Source organism: Rhizobium sp. Root491, from assembly GCF_001427205.1.
Classification (GTDB): domain Bacteria; phylum Pseudomonadota; class Alphaproteobacteria; order Rhizobiales; family Rhizobiaceae; genus Agrobacterium; species Agrobacterium tumefaciens.
Window position 1 is genome coordinate 118,920 of sequence record NZ_LMFF01000002.1, and the last position, 15,720, is coordinate 134,639.

Consider the following 15,720-nt stretch of genomic DNA (forward strand, 5'->3'; position numbering starts at 1 on the left):
AAAGATTGCGGGGGTACGCTCAGGCGCCGGCCTCTCTCAGCAGACGCACCTGCCGCAGCGTATTCTGCCGGCTACGCTCCAGATGGCGCCATAGGGCGTCGATAATCTGGGCCTTGCTGCGGGCGGCTATGGCGTCGGCAATGTTCTGGTGTTCCTCGACAGAGCGGGCGTAGTCGCCAAGGATCGATACGAAAACCGTGTGGGTCTGGTCGAGAATGCGCCCATGCGTGCCGGAAATGACCGGAATGCGCGCGGCCGAAACAAGGGCCGTGTGGAAGCTGCGATCGTGAAACAGCGCTTTGGAGAGATCGTCCAGCGTCGCGCTCGTGGCAAATTCACGGTGTTTCGCAAGGCTTTCCAGAAGCTGCGCATGCAAGGCTTCGTCCAGCTGCCCGGCATCGAAGGCCACTTCCACAGCGCCTTTTTCCAGCAGCATTCTGGCGGCGTAGAGTTCTTCCACATCCTCCACGGTAAAATCGCGCACCACCATGCCGCGCCTTGAGGAATTGACCACCAGCCCGTCTGCCTCGAGTTTCAGGCATGCTTCCTTGACCGGCGTGGGGCTGATGCCGAGATCGGCGGCAAGTTCGTTGGGCAACAGCCGTTCGCCGCCGCGCAATCTGCCGCTGACGATGCGCGCCCGCAGTTCCTGATGCGCTTGGTCGGCGAGCGTGACTTTGATCAGTGTGTTCATGGCAACACCATCACCTAACCGCGAGTGACAGGCAATGACAGAATATAAAAAATAAAAAATTTTTTATTTTACAATGGTCGATTTTGCTTTAGCTGTATCCGTCATCGGAAGCTGGCTGCTGGAGGAGGGTGGCCGGGCAATCCCCTGAGGCTTCATCTCCTGCGGTCATTGATCGCGGGGCCGTGGCGACATTCCACTGGTTGATCGGTAGAGCTTCGATCAGAACGGAACTTCCGTTTATTCCTCCCCAAAGGCTGCTCAAGCGTCGAGGAATTGACCGATCATGAAAATAACCGCTGTCGAACCTTTCATCCTGCATCTGCCGCTGACATCGGAATCCATTTCCGATTCCACCCACAGCATCACCCATTGGGGCGTCGTCGGCGCAAAAATTACGACGAGTGACGGCCTTGAGGGATACGGCTTCACCGGCACCCATGCGCATCTGCCGTCCGACCGGTTGATCACATCCTGCATCAGCGATTGCTATGCGCCTCTGCTGATCGGCGAGGATGCATCCGAACATTCGCGGCTGTGGACAAAACTTGCCCGTTATCCGTCCCTGCAATGGGTCGGCCGCGCGGGCATCACCCATCTGGCGCTGGCTGCGGTCGATGTGGCGCTCTGGGATCTGAAGGCGAAGAAGGCGGGCGTTCCACTCTGGCAATACCTCGGCGGCGCGCACACCACAGGGGTCGAAGCTTACAATACCGATATAGGCTGGCTTTCCTTCAATCTCGAAAATCTGCTGGCGGGCAGCGCCAGGGCAGTTGAAGAGGAAGGTTTTACCCGCCTGAAAATCAAGGTCGGGCACGATGATCCGAATATTGATATCGGACGCCTCGCGGCGGTGCGCAAGCGTCTCGGCTCCGCGATACGCATCGCTATCGATGGCAACGGCAAGTGGGATCTGCCGACATGCCAGCGCTTCTGCGCGGCGGCAAAGGATCTGGATATCTATTGGTTCGAAGAACCGCTCTGGTACGACGATGTGACCAGCCACGCGCGGCTGGCACGCAACACATCCATTCCCATCGCTCTCGGAGAGCAGCTTTATACGGTGGATGCGTTCCGGTCATTCATCGACGCGGGCGCTGTTGCCTATGTCCAGCCGGATGTAACCCGGCTTGGCGGCATCACCGAATATATCCAGGTCGCTGACCTCGCGCTCGCCAATCGCCTGCCTGTCGTTCCGCATGCCGGTGAGATGAGTCAGGTGCATGTGCATCTGAGTTACTGGCATCCGGCATCGACCATCCTCGAATATATTCCGTGGATCAAGGACCATTTCGAAGAGCCGATCCATGTTCGCGATGGTGTTTACAAGCGCCCGGAGCATCCCGGCGCCAGCACCACGCCTTTGGCCGAAAGCATCGCCCGCTACGGCAAAGCGGTGAAATGAAACAGAGGCGTTCAGCCCGGATTGCATCCGGCCACGGGGCTTCGGCGTCGTCAAAGGAATCGTGCGCTATCGAAGACTTGATCGCACCGTCACCCAGAATCTAATCCGGGGTGACGGTGTGGGCTTGATGCAGGTTTTGCCAGACTTAGCGCCAGCCGAGTGCAGGAGCCACCTGTTTGAGGATCGTCTCGATAACATGGGCGTTGTAGTCGACGCCCAGCTGGTTCGGCACGGTCAGCAACAGTGTGTCGGCCTCGGCGATAGCTTCGTCGGCTTTTAGCTGCTCGATCAATGCTTCCGGTTCGGCGGCGTAGCTGCGCCCGAAGATCGCGCGCGTCTTGTCGTCGATGTAACCGATCTTGTCGTCACCCTCGCTGCCGTAACCGAAATAGGATCGGTCGCGATCGCTGACGAGAGCGAAGATGCTGCGGCTGACAGACACGCGAGGCTCGCGGGCGTGTCCAGCCTCTTTCCATGCGGCGCGGTAAGCACGGATCTGTTCGGCCTGCTGCACATGGAAGGGTTCGCCGGTCTCATCCGTTTTCAGGGTGGAGCTTTGAAGGTTCATGCCAAGCTTTGCCGCCCAAACCGCCGTCGCATTGGAGCTGGAACCCCACCAGATGCGCTCGCGCAACCCTTCGGAGTGCGGCTCCAGCCGCAGCAGGCCGGGCGGGTTGGGAAACATCGGCCGAGGGTTCGGCTCGGCGAAACCTTCGCCCTTCAGAAGCTCGAGGAAGACTTCGGTGTGCTGGCGCGCCATGTCCTCCTCGGTCTGGCCCTCGGCAGGGCGGTAGCCGAAATAGCGCCAGCCGTCGATCACCTGTTCGGGAGAACCGCGACTGATGCCGAGTTGCAGGCGTCCGCCGGCGATGAGATCGGCTGAACTCGCATCCTCCACCATGTAAAAGGGGTTCTCATAACGCATGTCGATGACGCCGGTGCCGATCTCGATACTTTTCGTTCTTGCGCCAACGGCGGCAAGCAGCGGAAAAGGTGATCCCAACTGGCGGGCGAAGTGGTGGACACGGAAATAAGCGCCGTCGGCGCCGAGTTCTTCCGCAGCAACGGCCAGGTCTATCGATTGCAGCAGGGTGTCTGCAGCAGAGCGGGTCTGCGACTGGGGCGAGGGCGTCCAGTGTCCGAAGGATAGAAATCCGATCTTTTTCATGATGACCTTCCAAATGTTTAGGATGCAGCTGACTTGAGCCGGCATCGTTGTTGTCAGTCATATAGGCTGCAGTGCGGATTCTCCAATCCGCCACGCGTAGACACGGTGTCGCCGAAATGTGAACGACGGTTGTTTCAGGCGATCGTCTTGCGGTCGAGGATGAAGAGATTTTGGTGGGCGCGCGCCGTCGTGAGAATGAAATCCATCAGCGAGCGCACGCGCGGCACATTGGCAAGGTCCTGATGGCTTGTCAGCCAGTAACCCCGCCGCAGTTCCACTTCACCTGCCAGCACCATCTGCAGGTCCGGAAAGCGTGCGGCGATGAAGTTGGGCAATATGCAAAGGCCACGTCCGCTCAGCGTTGCAGTCAACTGCGCAAAAATGCTTGATGACTGGAAGTTGGGTCGGAGGCCGGGCATCACGTCGCGCATGTAATCGAGGCCCGGCGAGAAGATCAGATCCTGCACGTAACCGATAAAGAAATGATCGGGCAAATCTTCGCGCCGCGTGATTTTCGGGTGGCTGGCAAGATAGGAACGCGATGCGTAGATATGCAGCGTGTAATCGACGATCTGTTCGTTGATGTAGGGGCCTGCTTTCGGCGGATCGAGTGTGACCGCCACATCCGCTTCTTTCTTCGACAATGCCATGATCTGCTGGATCGTAACCATCTCCACCATGATGTGCGGATGGGTGACGGCGAAGTCTTTCAGCCTTTCCACGAAGAAAAAGTTGGAAAAACCTTCAGGCGCACTGAGCCTGACCACGCCGCGCAGCAGGCTGCCGCTTTCGGAAATATCCGATTGCAATCTTTCCGCTTCCGCCTCGATGCGCTCGACGGTATCGACCAGGCGCCGCCCGACCGTCGTCAGTTCGTAACCACGTGGATTTCGCTCGAACAGCTTGGTTTTAAGCGAGAATTCCAGCCGGTCGATGTGGCGGGAGACGGTGGCGTGGCTGGTGCGCAGGCTACGCGCTGCCGATGAAAGTTGTCCGGTGCGGGCCACCGCCAGAAAATATTGCAGGTCGTCCCAGGTAAAAGGCGTGGCCAATTCGGTCTCCATTGCGAGGTCTGTTCAAAAATGAACAGTTCCTGTTCGCAATTTGATGATGCCCCGCTCTTGTGTCAACGGCCGAATTCGAGAAGTCTACATAGGGAGGCGCTGCTTTGAGGAGGGTGGCGCGACCGTTGTGATGCAACACCGTGGGACGATCGCCATGCGCCTTCGTTCACCGTTGCACAGACCTATCTGAGGCTCGCAATCATCTCTGGGAGGAGAAGTCATGCGCAAGAGTATCGTTTTATCCACGGCCATGGCACTGGCGGCAGGCACCGCCGCTTACGCTGCCGAGATTTCGGACGCCAAGGTCAAGATCGGCATCTTGAACGACCAGTCGGGCGTCTACGCCAATTTTGGCGGCAAATACTCTTATGAGGCCGCGAAGATGGCGGTCGAGGATTTTGGCGGCAAGGTGCTGGGCGCGCCGGTGGAAGTGGTAACGGCTGACCACCAGAACAAGGCGGATGTCGCCTCCAACATCGCCCGGCAGTGGTACGACACCGAACAGGTCGATTCGATCATGGAACTGACCTCTTCCTCGGTCGGCCTTGCCGTGCAGGCTCTCTCGAAGGACAAAAAGAAGATCACCATCAACACGGGCGCTGCGACCACGGAACTGACGGGCAAGCAGTGCAGCCCCTATGGTTTCCACTGGGCCTACGACACCTATTCGCTGGCAGTCGGCACCGGCGGTGCGCTGGTGAAACAGGGCGGCGACAGCTGGTTCTTTCTGACTGCGGATTACGCCTTCGGTTATTCGCTGGAAGAAAACACGTCCAACTTCGTCAAGGCCAATGGCGGCAAGGTGCTGGGTTCCGTGCGCCATCCGCTGGCCTCTACGGATTATTCCTCCTTCCTGTTGCAGGCGCAGTCATCAGGCGCGAAGGTCATCGGCCTTGCCAATGCCGGTCTCGACACCTCCAACGCCATCAAGCAGGCCGCTGAATTCGGTATCGTTGCGGGCGGGCAGCGGCTGGCGGCCCTTCTCTTTACGCTTGCCGAAGTGCACGGCCTCGGTCTCGAAGCGGCTCAGGGCCTGACGCTGACGGAAGGGTTCTATTGGGACCGCGACGATGAATCGCGCAAATTCGGCGAACGGTTCAAGGAACGCACCGGCGCCATGCCGAACATGGTCCACGCTGGTACCTATTCCGCCGTGCTGCATTACCTGAAGGCCATCGATAAGGCCGGCACCGACGATGCTGACGCCGTGGCAAAGGCCATGAAGGAAATGCCTGTCAACGACGTCTTCTCGAAGGATGGCCATGTGGCCGCCAATGGCCGCATGATCCACGACATGTATCTGATGGAAGTGAAGAAGCCGGATGAGAGCAAGCAGCCGTGGGACTACTACAAGGTGCTTGCCACGATCCCCGGCAAGGAAGCCTTCATGGACCCCGCAAAAAGCGGTTGCCCGCTGGTAACGCAGTAAAAAGGGGGAACTTCATGATGATCGCTCCCGCCCCTGCCGGTCAGGCGGAACCCCGCGTCGTGCTTTCGGCGCGCGGTCTCTCCAAGACCTTCGGCGCATTCGCGGCCGTGAAAAACGTCGATCTCGACGTCCATCATGCCCGCGTGCATGCACTTATTGGTCCGAACGGCGCCGGCAAAACCACGGTCTTCAACCTGTTGACCAAGTTTCTCCAGCCGACAGGCGGGGCGATCACCTTCATGGGAACGGATATAACAAAGACGCCGCCGGACAAGGTGGCGCGGCTCGGTCTCGTCAGGTCTTTCCAGATATCGGCGGTGTTTCCGCATCTGACGGTTCTTGAGAACGTTCGGGTGGCGTTGCAGCGGCCGAATAACCTTTCAACGCAATTCTGGCTGCCGCTCTCTTCACTCGACAGGCTCAATGCACGTGCCGAGGAGTTGATCGCAACGGTTGGCCTGACACGGGAAAAAAATGCACTTGCGGCCGATCTTTCCTACGGTCGCAAGCGCGTTCTTGAAATCGCCACGACGCTTGCGCTCGACCCGAAGGTATTGCTTCTCGATGAGCCGATGGCGGGCATGGGGGGCGAGGATGTCGCGCATGTCGCCGATCTCATCCGCGAAGTGGCCAAAACGCGCGCGGTGCTGATGGTCGAACACAATCTGAAGGTCGTGGCGGATATCTGCCATCAGGTCACGGTGCTGCAGCGGGGCGAAATTCTGGCGGAAGGCGATTACGCCACCGTATCCGCCGATCCGCGCGTGCGTACGGCCTATATGGGCACGGAGGAGGCGTGATATGGCGGCAATGCTCGAAGTCTCCAACCTGAAATCCTGGTACGGCGAAAGCCAGGCGCTGCACGGTGTCGATCTGACCGTCGGCGAAGGCGAAACCATCACCATTCTCGGGCGCAATGGGGTTGGCAAGACCACGACGCTGCGCACCATCATGGGCATCATCCGCAACCGCAAGGGCGTGATCAAGCTCGGCGGCAAGGATCTGATGCCGGTGCCGTTGCATCGCACGGCGAAATACGGCCTCGGTTTCGTGCCGGAAGAGCGCGGCATCTTCGCGACACTGAGCGTCGAGGAAAATCTGAAACTGCCGCCCGTCGTCGCATCCGGCGGCATGACGCTCGATGAAATCTACGAGCTGTTTCCCAATCTTTACGAACGCCGGGCGAGCCCCGGCACCAAGCTTTCCGGCGGCGAACAGCAGATGCTGGCCATGGCGCGCATCCTGCGCACAGGGGTCAAGGTTCTCCTGCTCGATGAGCCGACCGAAGGGCTTGCGCCTGTAATCGTGCAGCGCATCGGTGAGGTGCTGAAGACCTTGAAAAGTCGTGGCATGACAGTGGTTCTGGTCGAGCAGAATTTCCGCTTCGCCAGCCGCATCGCAGATCGTTTCTACCTGATGGATCATGGCCAGATGGTCAGCAATTTTCCGGTGGGCGAGCTTTCCGGCCGCATGGGCGAACTCAATAAAGTGCTGGGGGTTTAACGATGACCATGCTCTTCGGCGTTCCGCTTCAGGCCCTGCTCGGGCAATTGCTGATCGGCCTCATCAACGGGTCGTTTTATGCGCTCCTGTCGCTCGGCCTTGCCGTCATTTTCGGCCTCCTGCGCGTCATCAATTTCGCCCATGGCGCCCAATATATGCTTGGCGCTTTCGTCGCCTTTCTCGGCCTGCAATATTTCGGCATCAGCTTCTGGTGGGCACTGGTGGTGACGCCGCTTGTCGTTGCACTTTTCGGCGCGATCATCGAGCGCCTGCTACTGTCGCGGCTTTACGATCTCGATCCGCTGTATGGGCTGCTCTTCACCTTCGGCCTGGCGCTGGTGGTGGAAGGCACGTTCCGCTGGCTGTATGGTGCGGCGGGTCAACCTTATTCGGTTCCGCGCGAGCTTGCCGGCGGCACCAATCTCGGCTTCATGTTCCTGCCGAACTACCGCGCTTTCGTTGTCGTCATCTCGCTTGTCGCCTGCATCGCCACCTGGGCGTTGATCGAAAAAACGCGGCTCGGCTCCTATCTGCGGGCGGCGACGGAAAATCCGACACTGGTGCAGGCCTTCGGTATCAACGTGCCTGTGCTCCTGACGCTGACCTACGCGCTGGGTGCGGGCCTTGCCGGCTTCACCGGCGTGCTGGCCGCGCCGATCTATCAGGTCTCACCGCTGATGGGCACCAACCTCATCATCGTCGTCTTCGCCGTCGTCGTGGTCGGCGGCATGGGGTCGATCATGGGCGCCATCGTCACCGGCTACATGCTGGGTATCGCTGAAGGCCTGACCAAGGTGTTCTACCCGGAAGCGTCCAACATCGTCATCTTCGTCATCATGGCCTTTGTGCTGCTCATCCGCCCCGCCGGACTTTTCGGAAAGGACGCCTGATATGTCCAAAGCCACTCACAACCCGACAGCCGGCGCGATGCCGCAGGCCGAGGTTTCCGCAACCGCTGGAACCATCAAGACCGTGATGATACTGGCAGGATTGGCCGTGCTGATCGCTGCACCGATGTTCGTTTATCCGATCTTTCTGATGAAGCTGCTTTGCTTCGCGCTGTTTGCCTGCGCCTTCAATCTGCTGATCGGTTACACCGGGCTGCTTTCCTTCGGCCATGCGGCATTTTTCGGCGGCGCTGCCTATTTCACCGCCTATTCGGTGAAGGAATGGGGCGTCACGCCCGAGATCGGCCTCCTCATCGGCATGGCGGGTGCCGCCCTTCTTGGCCTCGTCATCGGCTTTTTCGCCATTCGCCGGCAGGGCATCTATTTCGCCATGATCACGCTTGCCTTGTCGCAGATGTTTTATTTTTTCTGCCTTCAAGCACCCTTCACCCATGGTGAGGACGGATTGCAGGGCGTACCGCGTGGACACCTCTTCGGCCTTCTCGATCTCAACGCGCCGCTGAACATTTACTACACGGTGCTGGCCGCCTTCGTGCTGGCACTTCTCGTCATCTGGCGTTTCGTCAACTCGCCCTTCGGCATGATCCTGAAATCCATCCGCGAAAACGAGCAGCGCGCCATTTCTCTTGGATACAGCGTGCAGCGTTACAAGCTTGGTGCTTTCGTCATGTCGGCGGCGCTTGCCGGTCTTGCGGGCGGCCTGAAGGCGCTGGTGTTCCAGTTCGCAACCTTGACCGATGTGGCCTGGCAGATGTCGGGCGAGGTTATCCTGATGACCCTGCTCGGCGGCATTGGCACCATGATCGGCCCGATCTTCGGTGCGGGGCTTGTCGTCGCGCTGCAGAACTATCTCGCGACATCCGATTTCCCGGTCACCATCATCACCGGCCTCGTTTTCATGGCCTGCGTTCTGGTGTTCCGGCGCGGTCTGATCGGTGAATTTTACGCTTCGCGGCTCGGGCGAAAACTGGGTTTTCAGCACCGGGGATAAGAATTTTTTGAAACAGGGGGAAGGCTCCTCCGCGTCCGGGGCGACGCGGCAAGGGCGCCCCATGGAGAATAGCATGGCGGAATTTGACTATATCGTCATCGGAGCGGGAAGTGCGGGATGCGTTCTCGCCAACCGCCTCTCGAAAGACCCGAACAATCGCGTCCTGCTGCTGGAAGCGGGTGGCAACGATAATTATCATTGGATCCATATTCCGGTCGGTTATCTCTATTGCATCAACAATCCGCGCACCGACTGGTGTTTCAAGACGGCGGAAGAACCTGGGCTTAACGGAAGGTCGTTGATCTATCCTCGCGGCAAGGTTCTCGGCGGCTGCTCCTCCATCAACGGCATGATCTATATGCGCGGTCAGGCCCGCGACTACGATGTCTGGCGTCAACTCGGCTGCGAGGGTTGGGGATGGGATGATATCCTGCCCTATTTCCTGAAGTCGGAGGATTTTTATCGCGGCAAGGGCGACATGCATTCCACCGGCGGCGAATGGCGGGTGGAGAAGGCGCGCGTGCGCTGGGATGTGCTTGATGCCTTTCAGCAGGCGGCGGGTGAGGCCGGCATTCCTGCGACCGAAGATTTCAACCGGGGCGACAATGAAGGCGCCGGTTATTTCGATGTGAACCAGCGGTCGGGCTGGCGCTGGAACACGGCCAAGGCCTTTTTGAAACCGGCGCTTGGCCGCCGGAATTTGACAGTCATGACCAAGGCCCATGTCAAGCGTCTCATCGTCGAAGAGGGCCTGGTCACAGGCGTCGAGTTTCACCACGACGGCGTCTTGAAAAAGATGCGTGCACGGCGCGAAACGGTGCTTTCGGCAGGTGCAGTCGGTTCACCACACATTCTGGAGCTTTCCGGCGTTGGCCGCGGCGACGTGTTGCAGGCCGCCGGTATCGACACAGTGACGGAAGTTCAAGGTGTGGGCGAGAACCTGCAGGATCATCTGCAATTGCGCATGGTCTATAAGGTTTCAGGCGTCCTGACGCTGAATGAGAGGGCCTCCACGCTGTTCGGAAAGGCAAGGATCGGCCTCGAATATGCTTTGACCCGCTCCGGGCCGATGTCGATGGCGCCGAGCCAGCTTGGTGTCTTCACCCGTTCCTCTCCGGAAAAGGAGACGGCGGATCTGGAATATCATGTCCAGCCGGTGTCACTCGACAAGTTTGGTGATCCGGTTCACACTTTTCCGGCCATTACGGCAAGTGTCTGCAATCTGCGGCCCGAAAGCCGAGGCTCAGTGCATGTGAAAGGACCGGATTTCGCCATGCAGCCGGAAATCCGACCGAATTATCTGTCGACGGAAGGCGACCGCCGGGTAGCCATCGATTCCATGCGGCTGACGCGCCGCATCGTCAACCAGCCCGCCTTTTCGCGGTTCAAACCGCAGGAATACCGGCCCGGCCCCACTTTTGAGAATGACGACGATCTGGCCCGCGCTGCGGGCGATATCGGCACGACCATATTCCACCCCGTCGGCACCCTGCGCATGGGCTCCGATGCCGAAAGTGTTGTCGATACGCGGCTGAAATTCCGCAAGCTTGCAGGGCTGCGTGTGGCGGACGCCTCCATCATGCCGAGGATCACGTCCGGAAATACCAATTCGCCAACGATCATGATTGCCGAAAAGGCTGCCGACATGATCCTTGCGGATAATCGCTAAGAGGAGCGTTCCCATGAAGACCGTCGCTTTTATCGGACTTGGCCATATGGGCCTGCCGATGGCCGCCAATCTCGTCAAGGCCGGTTATGCCGTCAGGGGTTTCGACCTTTCCGAGGCATGCCGCGCGGCGGCGAGGGAGGCCGGAATTCCCGTCGCTTTTGATTCTGCAGAAGCCATTGATGCGGCAGAAGTGATCGTAACCATGCTGCCGAAGGGGGAACATGTTGTTTCGGTATATGGCGATCTGGTGCAGAAAATAGCTGCCGGAACGCTTCTCATCGATTGCTCGACGGTGGATATGGACAGCGCCCTGAAGGCACACGAGCTTGCCGCTTCCGCCGGTTGCCCCTCCGTCGACGCGCCTGTATCTGGCGGTACGGGCGGTGCCAGTGCCGGCACCTTGACCTTCATGTGTGGCGGAGAGGCTGAGGCTTTCTCGGCGGCCAAGCCGGTGCTGGAAGCCATGGGCAAGAAGATCGTCCATTGCGGCAAGGGCGGCAACGGCCAGGCGGCCAAGATCTGTAACAACATGATCCTCGGCATTTCCATGATTGCGGTTTCCGAGGCCTTCGTGCTGGGCGAAAAACTCGGCCTTTCGCATCAGGCGCTGTTCGATGTCGCCTCCACCTCATCGGGTCAATGCTGGTCGCTCACCACCTATTGCCCGGTGCCGGGACCAGTGCGGACATCACCGGCGAACAATGATTATCAACCGGGTTTCGCTGCGGCGCTGATGCTGAAGGATTTGCTACTCTCGCAGGCGGCCGCGAGTGGAGCCGGCGTTGCCACTCCACTCGGCGCCGCAGCATCGACGCTTTATGAGAACTTCGTGGGTGAGGGCGGTGGCGCGCGTGATTTTTCCGCAATCGTCGAAATGCTACGCGGAGGCGAGGCATGATGGACGCCACGCCGTCGGATATTCTGTGGGTACCGCCAATGGAAAGGCTGGAGCACTCGGCGCTTTTTGCCTTTGCCACAAGGACCTCATCGCTGCATGGGCTTTCGGCTGATGATTATTCCGGCCTGCTGCGCTGGTCCATTGAGGCACCGGATGCCTTTTACAATGCCCTGTGGGACGAGCTGGGGATCATCGGCACGCGCGGCGAAAGGGCCTTCAAGCCTGGCGCGACCATGCGGGAAGCCGAGTTTTATCCCGGCGCGAGGCTCAATTATGCCGAAAACCTGCTGCGCGATGCCGATAAACGGTTGGCGATCATCGCCCATCGAGATGATGGCACGCGGCGTGAAATCAGCCGCAGGCAGCTTTATGCGGATGTCTCCCTCATGGTGCAGGCGCTTGTCCACGCAGGCGTGAAGGAAGGCGATCGTATCGGCGCTATCGTCACCCACGATATCGAGGCGATCGTCGGTTATCTGGCAACGAGCGCCATCGGAGCCATCTGGTCGTCCTGTTCACCGGATTTCGGCCCGGCGGGAGCGTCCGACCGGCTCTCGCAGATCGATCCGAAAATCCTCATCGCCGTGCCGGAATACGGTTATGCCGGCAAGCGGATCGATGTCGGACCGACCATCCGCGCGGTGGTGGAAAGCGCTGCACCTCAAAAGATAGTGCTGATTGGTGACGTTGTTCCCGCCAGCCTTTCCGATCTCGGCTGCGTGACGTTGAATGATTTCGTTTCGCCCTTTGAGCCGGGTGAAATCGCGTTCAACCGGCTGCCGGTCAAGGCGCCGCTGGCGATCCTTTATTCCTCCGGCACCACCGGCAAGCCGAAATGCATCACCCATTCCGGCGGTGGCCTGCTTCTTCAGCATATGAAGGAGCAGAAGCTGCAATGCGATATCAGGCAAGGCGAACGTTTCTTCTATTTCACCACCTGCGGCTGGATGATGTGGAACTGGCAGGTGTCCGGCCTGGCGCTTGGCGCCACCCTCGTCACCTATGATGGCAATCCGGGTTATCCGTCGCCCGCGCGGCTGATCGATCTCATTGACGCCGAACGGATCGCGACCTTCGGAACATCGGCCAAATTTATCGACGCATGCCTGAAGGCAGGGTTGAAACCGCGCGAAACCCATGACCTTTCATCCCTTCGGACAATCCTTTCCACCGGCTCGCCGCTCATCCCGCAATCCTTCGATTATATCTATCGCGACTGGAAGGCCGATCTGCATCTCGCCTCCATTTCCGGCGGCACGGATATATGCGCCTGTTTCCTTGGCGGCAATCCGCTGCAACCTGTTCACCGTGGGGAGCTGCAGGGCGCGATGCTCGGTATGGATGTCGATACCCTGGACGACGAAGGCCATCCCGTTCGCGGCGTGGCTGGTGAGCTCGTCTGCCGCAATGCCCATCTTTCCATGCCGGTCAAATTCTGGGGCGATGAGGACGGTTCTCGTTATCAGGCTGCCTATTTCGATCGCTTCCCGGGCATCTGGGCGCATGGCGATTTTGCCGAAATGCGTGCCACCGGCGGATATGTCATCCACGGGCGCTCGGATACGACGCTCAATCCCGGTGGGGTTCGCATCGGTACGGCGGAAATCTACCGTCAGGTGGAAGCAGTGCCGGAGGTCGAGGAAGCGATTGCCGTGGGTCAGGACATTGACGGTGACCAGCGGGTTATCCTCTTCGTGCGCCTTAAAGAGGGTGCAGCGCTGACGGAGGACCTCGAAAAGACCATCCGTACCCGCATCCGCTCGGGTGCTACGCCACGGCATGTTCCGGCAAGGATCATTGCCGTCACGGCCATTCCCCGTACGCGCTCGGGCAAGATTTCCGAAATCGCAGTTCGCGACACCATTCATGGCAGGCCGGTGAAAAACACCGACGCGCTCGCCAATCCCGAAGCGCTCGAGCTTTTCCGCAACCTGCCGCAACTGAAGGATTAGGATGATGGAGGATCAACCGAAAACCGTTCTGGTCACCGGCTCCACCAGCGGCATTGGCCTTGCCATCGCCAAACGTTTTGCCGAGGCGGGATTTCTCGTCGCCGTCCACGGCATAGAAACCGTGGAGGCGGCGACGCAGGCACTGGAGGCGGTTGCGAAGGTGGCGCGGCACCGGCCGGTCTATTTTTCTGCCAACCTCGCCAATTATGACGAGAGTGCACATCTGCCGGAAACCGTCATTGCCGAATTCGGTCACATTGACGTGCTCGTCAACAATGCCGGTATTCAGAAGGTCGCGCCGATCGACGAATTCGATTTCGCCGATTTCTCCCATATTGTCGCGATCTCCCTCGACAGCGCTTTTCATACGATCCGTGCAGCCCTGCCGGGCATGAAGGAAAGGGGTTGGGGGCGCATCGTCAATATTGCTTCCGCGCACGGGTTGCGCGCCTCACCCTTCAAGGGTCCCTATGTGGCGACGAAACATGCCGTGGTGGGCCTGACGAAAAGCGTGGCGCTGGAAGTGGCCGAACTTGGCATTACCTGCAACGCCATCTGCCCCGGTTACGTCTGGACGCCACTCGTCGCGGCGCAGGTTGCCGATCAGGCGCGCCTGCATGGCATGGGCGAGGATGAGGTGGTGAAGAAGGTGATGCTTGCGCCGCAGCCGACGCGACGTTTCGTGCAGCCGGAGGAAGTGGCGGAGATGGCGCTTTACCTCACCGGCGATATGGCGCGCTCCATCACCGGCACCACCATTTCCATCGATGGCGGCTGGACCGCTAAATAATTTTCGCGCATCCGGCTCAAGCGAACCATCTGCCGTCCTTCCGGTATTGTGAGGCGATTTCAATACTGTATAGTTTTGCGTGCGGCGGGGTCAGCGCCGTTTTCACGGAACAGCGGTATTATGAACACAGGGTTTTCGGAAGCTCCGTTAGCGCGCTCGCGTTTCGATACACGCCATGTGCCGAAGCGCGACGCCATGGCGCTGTGGCGGGATTCGATCAACGTGCTTTTTGATGCCCGCCTGCGCAGATCGCAGGATGACGGTTTTTTTGCTAGTGTCGATGCCGCCTTCATCGGCAATGTCGCGCTTGGCCGCACCCAGTCCTCGGCGCAGGATTTCGACCGCTCGCGCCACAAGATTGCCCGGGACGGGATGGACGGCTTTCTCCTGCAATTTTACGCCAGCGGCCAAAGCATGTCGCGGCGCGGAGCGGGCGAGACTGCCGGCCCGGGCGATCTCTACATCATTGACATGGCGCAGCCGCTGGCCACAGCCACAACCGATCACGATCATCTGAGCCTTGTCGTGCCGCGCCGGCTGCTGGAAGGCAGGCTCATCGGTTCCGGCAATAATCACGAGCGCGTGCTGCCGGCCGGTTTGCCGCTGGTATCTCTGCTGCGGGAAACGATGACCAGCGTTTACCGCCACTTTGACGTCATGAACGCCAATGACGGCGCGGCCACGGTCTCGCCATTGCTGGAGCTTGCCGCGGCTGCCATCAATAATCATGTCCGGGAAGACAATGCGCAGGGTGTTCAGCGGGCGCTGCGAGCATCCATCAGGCGCTATATCGACAATCATCTGCTCGATCCGGCCTTGTCGGTGGAAAAGGTCATGGGCGAGTTCGGCGTATCGCGACGCACCGTCTACCGGCTTTTCGAACCGCTGGGCGGGTTTTCGGCCTGTATCACCCATAGGCGCCTCGAACGGGCAATGGATTTCCTGCGGGCGCCGCAGTCGGCCCATATGACGATAGCTGAGGTGGCGGCGTCCTATGGCTTCACCAACCCGGAAAATTTCAGCCGCGTTTTCAAGAAGACCTTCGGCCTGTCGCCGCGTCAGATGCGGCATTTCGCATCCGAAAACCGCGATACCATACCGGATATTATCAAACCGGATAGCGCAGAGTGGACACGCTGGATCGTGCAGCTCGGTCGCTGACGCGATTGTTTCGAAGCCGATCTGACACTGTATGACGGAATGTTGGCACAATCCGACCATTCGTTCCGCTTGTACCTCCGCAGGGATGCGC

Annotated in this window: 14 protein-coding genes; 11 read left to right on the plus strand and 3 right to left on the minus strand. The window is 59.4% G+C overall.

The window, feature by feature from the left end; translation table 11 throughout:
- Window positions 1-19: 19 nt before the first annotated feature.
- Window positions 20-694: a GntR family transcriptional regulator gene (locus ASD46_RS07365; protein WP_004431944.1), complete on the minus strand. Its 675-nt coding sequence runs from the start codon at window positions 692-694 to the stop codon at window positions 20-22.
- A gap of 283 nt (window positions 695-977) precedes the next feature.
- Between ASD46_RS07365 and ASD46_RS07370 the strand changes: the two genes are divergently transcribed.
- Complete coding sequence (locus ASD46_RS07370) at window positions 978-2,096, plus strand: mandelate racemase/muconate lactonizing enzyme family protein (protein ID WP_004431946.1); 1,119 nt, start codon at window positions 978-980, stop codon at window positions 2,094-2,096.
- A gap of 145 nt (window positions 2,097-2,241) precedes the next feature.
- Here ASD46_RS07370 and ASD46_RS07375 read toward each other — a convergent pair whose 3' ends face one another.
- Both ASD46_RS07375 and ASD46_RS07380 read right to left on the minus strand, forming a co-directional pair.
- On the minus strand, window positions 2,242-3,264 hold the full coding sequence (locus tag ASD46_RS07375; protein ID WP_004431948.1) for an LLM class flavin-dependent oxidoreductase: 1,023 nt from the start codon (window positions 3,262-3,264) through the stop codon (window positions 2,242-2,244).
- A gap of 134 nt (window positions 3,265-3,398) precedes the next feature.
- A complete protein-coding gene (locus tag ASD46_RS07380; RefSeq protein WP_025595208.1) occupies window positions 3,399-4,316 on the minus strand; it encodes a LysR family transcriptional regulator in 918 nt (305 codons plus the stop codon).
- Window positions 4,317-4,548: 232 nt separating this feature from the next.
- Between ASD46_RS07380 and ASD46_RS07385 the strand changes: the two genes are divergently transcribed.
- From ASD46_RS07385 to ASD46_RS07430, 10 genes are all read left to right on the plus strand, one after another.
- Complete coding sequence (locus ASD46_RS07385) at window positions 4,549-5,757, plus strand: ABC transporter substrate-binding protein (RefSeq protein ID WP_004431951.1); 1,209 nt, start codon at window positions 4,549-4,551, stop codon at window positions 5,755-5,757.
- A gap of 14 nt (window positions 5,758-5,771) precedes the next feature.
- Complete coding sequence (locus ASD46_RS07390; RefSeq protein WP_025595206.1) at window positions 5,772-6,557, plus strand: ABC transporter ATP-binding protein; 786 nt, start codon at window positions 5,772-5,774, stop codon at window positions 6,555-6,557.
- Window position 6,558: 1 nt separating this feature from the next.
- Entirely contained in the window at window positions 6,559-7,260 is a 702-nt protein-coding gene (locus ASD46_RS07395) for an ABC transporter ATP-binding protein (protein ID WP_004431956.1), read from the plus strand.
- A 2-nt stretch (window positions 7,261-7,262) separates the two neighbouring features.
- The gene (locus ASD46_RS07400) at window positions 7,263-8,150 is read left to right on the plus strand and encodes a branched-chain amino acid ABC transporter permease (RefSeq protein ID WP_004431959.1); all 888 of its coding nucleotides are present in this window, start codon (window positions 7,263-7,265) and stop codon (window positions 8,148-8,150) included.
- A 1-nt stretch (window position 8,151) separates the two neighbouring features.
- Window positions 8,152-9,159 carry a branched-chain amino acid ABC transporter permease gene (locus ASD46_RS07405; protein WP_004431962.1) on the plus strand — a complete coding sequence of 336 codons (1,008 nt, stop codon included), beginning with the start codon at window positions 8,152-8,154 and terminating at the stop codon, window positions 9,157-9,159.
- Window positions 9,160-9,232: 73 nt separating this feature from the next.
- A complete protein-coding gene (locus ASD46_RS07410) occupies window positions 9,233-10,828 on the plus strand; it encodes a GMC family oxidoreductase (protein WP_004431964.1) in 1,596 nt (531 codons plus the stop codon).
- Between the two features lie 13 nt (window positions 10,829-10,841).
- Window positions 10,842-11,726 (plus strand): 3-hydroxyisobutyrate dehydrogenase, encoded by an 885-nt coding sequence (mmsB, locus tag ASD46_RS07415; RefSeq protein ID WP_025595203.1) that lies wholly within the window; start codon window positions 10,842-10,844, stop codon window positions 11,724-11,726.
- Window positions 11,723-13,678 carry an acetoacetate--CoA ligase gene (locus ASD46_RS07420; protein ID WP_035199957.1) on the plus strand — a complete coding sequence of 652 codons (1,956 nt, stop codon included), beginning with the start codon at window positions 11,723-11,725 and terminating at the stop codon, window positions 13,676-13,678. Before mmsB ends, ASD46_RS07420 begins: the two co-directional genes overlap by 4 nt.
- A gap of 4 nt (window positions 13,679-13,682) precedes the next feature.
- On the plus strand, window positions 13,683-14,468 hold the full coding sequence (locus tag ASD46_RS07425) for a 3-hydroxybutyrate dehydrogenase (RefSeq protein ID WP_025595201.1): 786 nt from the start codon (window positions 13,683-13,685) through the stop codon (window positions 14,466-14,468).
- Between the two features lie 117 nt (window positions 14,469-14,585).
- Window positions 14,586-15,629 (plus strand): helix-turn-helix domain-containing protein, encoded by a 1,044-nt coding sequence (locus tag ASD46_RS07430; protein ID WP_050923926.1) that lies wholly within the window; start codon window positions 14,586-14,588, stop codon window positions 15,627-15,629.
- Window positions 15,630-15,720: the final 91 nt, after the last annotated feature.

Coding starts and splice junctions, on each gene's coding strand:
- ASD46_RS07425 (WP_025595201.1), top strand. CDS start 13,683: ATGGAGGATCAACCGAAAACCGTTCTGGTCACCGGCTCCACCAGCGGC.
- ASD46_RS07370 (WP_004431946.1), top strand. CDS start 978: ATGAAAATAACCGCTGTCGAACCTTTCATCCTGCATCTGCCGCTGACA.
- ASD46_RS07410 (WP_004431964.1), top strand. CDS start 9,233: ATGGCGGAATTTGACTATATCGTCATCGGAGCGGGAAGTGCGGGATGC.
- ASD46_RS07375 (WP_004431948.1), bottom strand. CDS start 3,264: ATGAAAAAGATCGGATTTCTATCCTTCGGACACTGGACGCCCTCGCCC.
- ASD46_RS07390 (WP_025595206.1), top strand. CDS start 5,772: ATGATGATCGCTCCCGCCCCTGCCGGTCAGGCGGAACCCCGCGTCGTG.
- ASD46_RS07365 (WP_004431944.1), bottom strand. CDS start 694: ATGAACACACTGATCAAAGTCACGCTCGCCGACCAAGCGCATCAGGAA.
- ASD46_RS07400 (WP_004431959.1), top strand. CDS start 7,263: ATGACCATGCTCTTCGGCGTTCCGCTTCAGGCCCTGCTCGGGCAATTG.
- mmsB (WP_025595203.1), top strand. CDS start 10,842: ATGAAGACCGTCGCTTTTATCGGACTTGGCCATATGGGCCTGCCGATG.
- ASD46_RS07420 (WP_035199957.1), top strand. CDS start 11,723: ATGATGGACGCCACGCCGTCGGATATTCTGTGGGTACCGCCAATGGAA.
- ASD46_RS07405 (WP_004431962.1), top strand. CDS start 8,152: ATGTCCAAAGCCACTCACAACCCGACAGCCGGCGCGATGCCGCAGGCC.
- ASD46_RS07395 (WP_004431956.1), top strand. CDS start 6,559: ATGGCGGCAATGCTCGAAGTCTCCAACCTGAAATCCTGGTACGGCGAA.
- ASD46_RS07385 (WP_004431951.1), top strand. CDS start 4,549: ATGCGCAAGAGTATCGTTTTATCCACGGCCATGGCACTGGCGGCAGGC.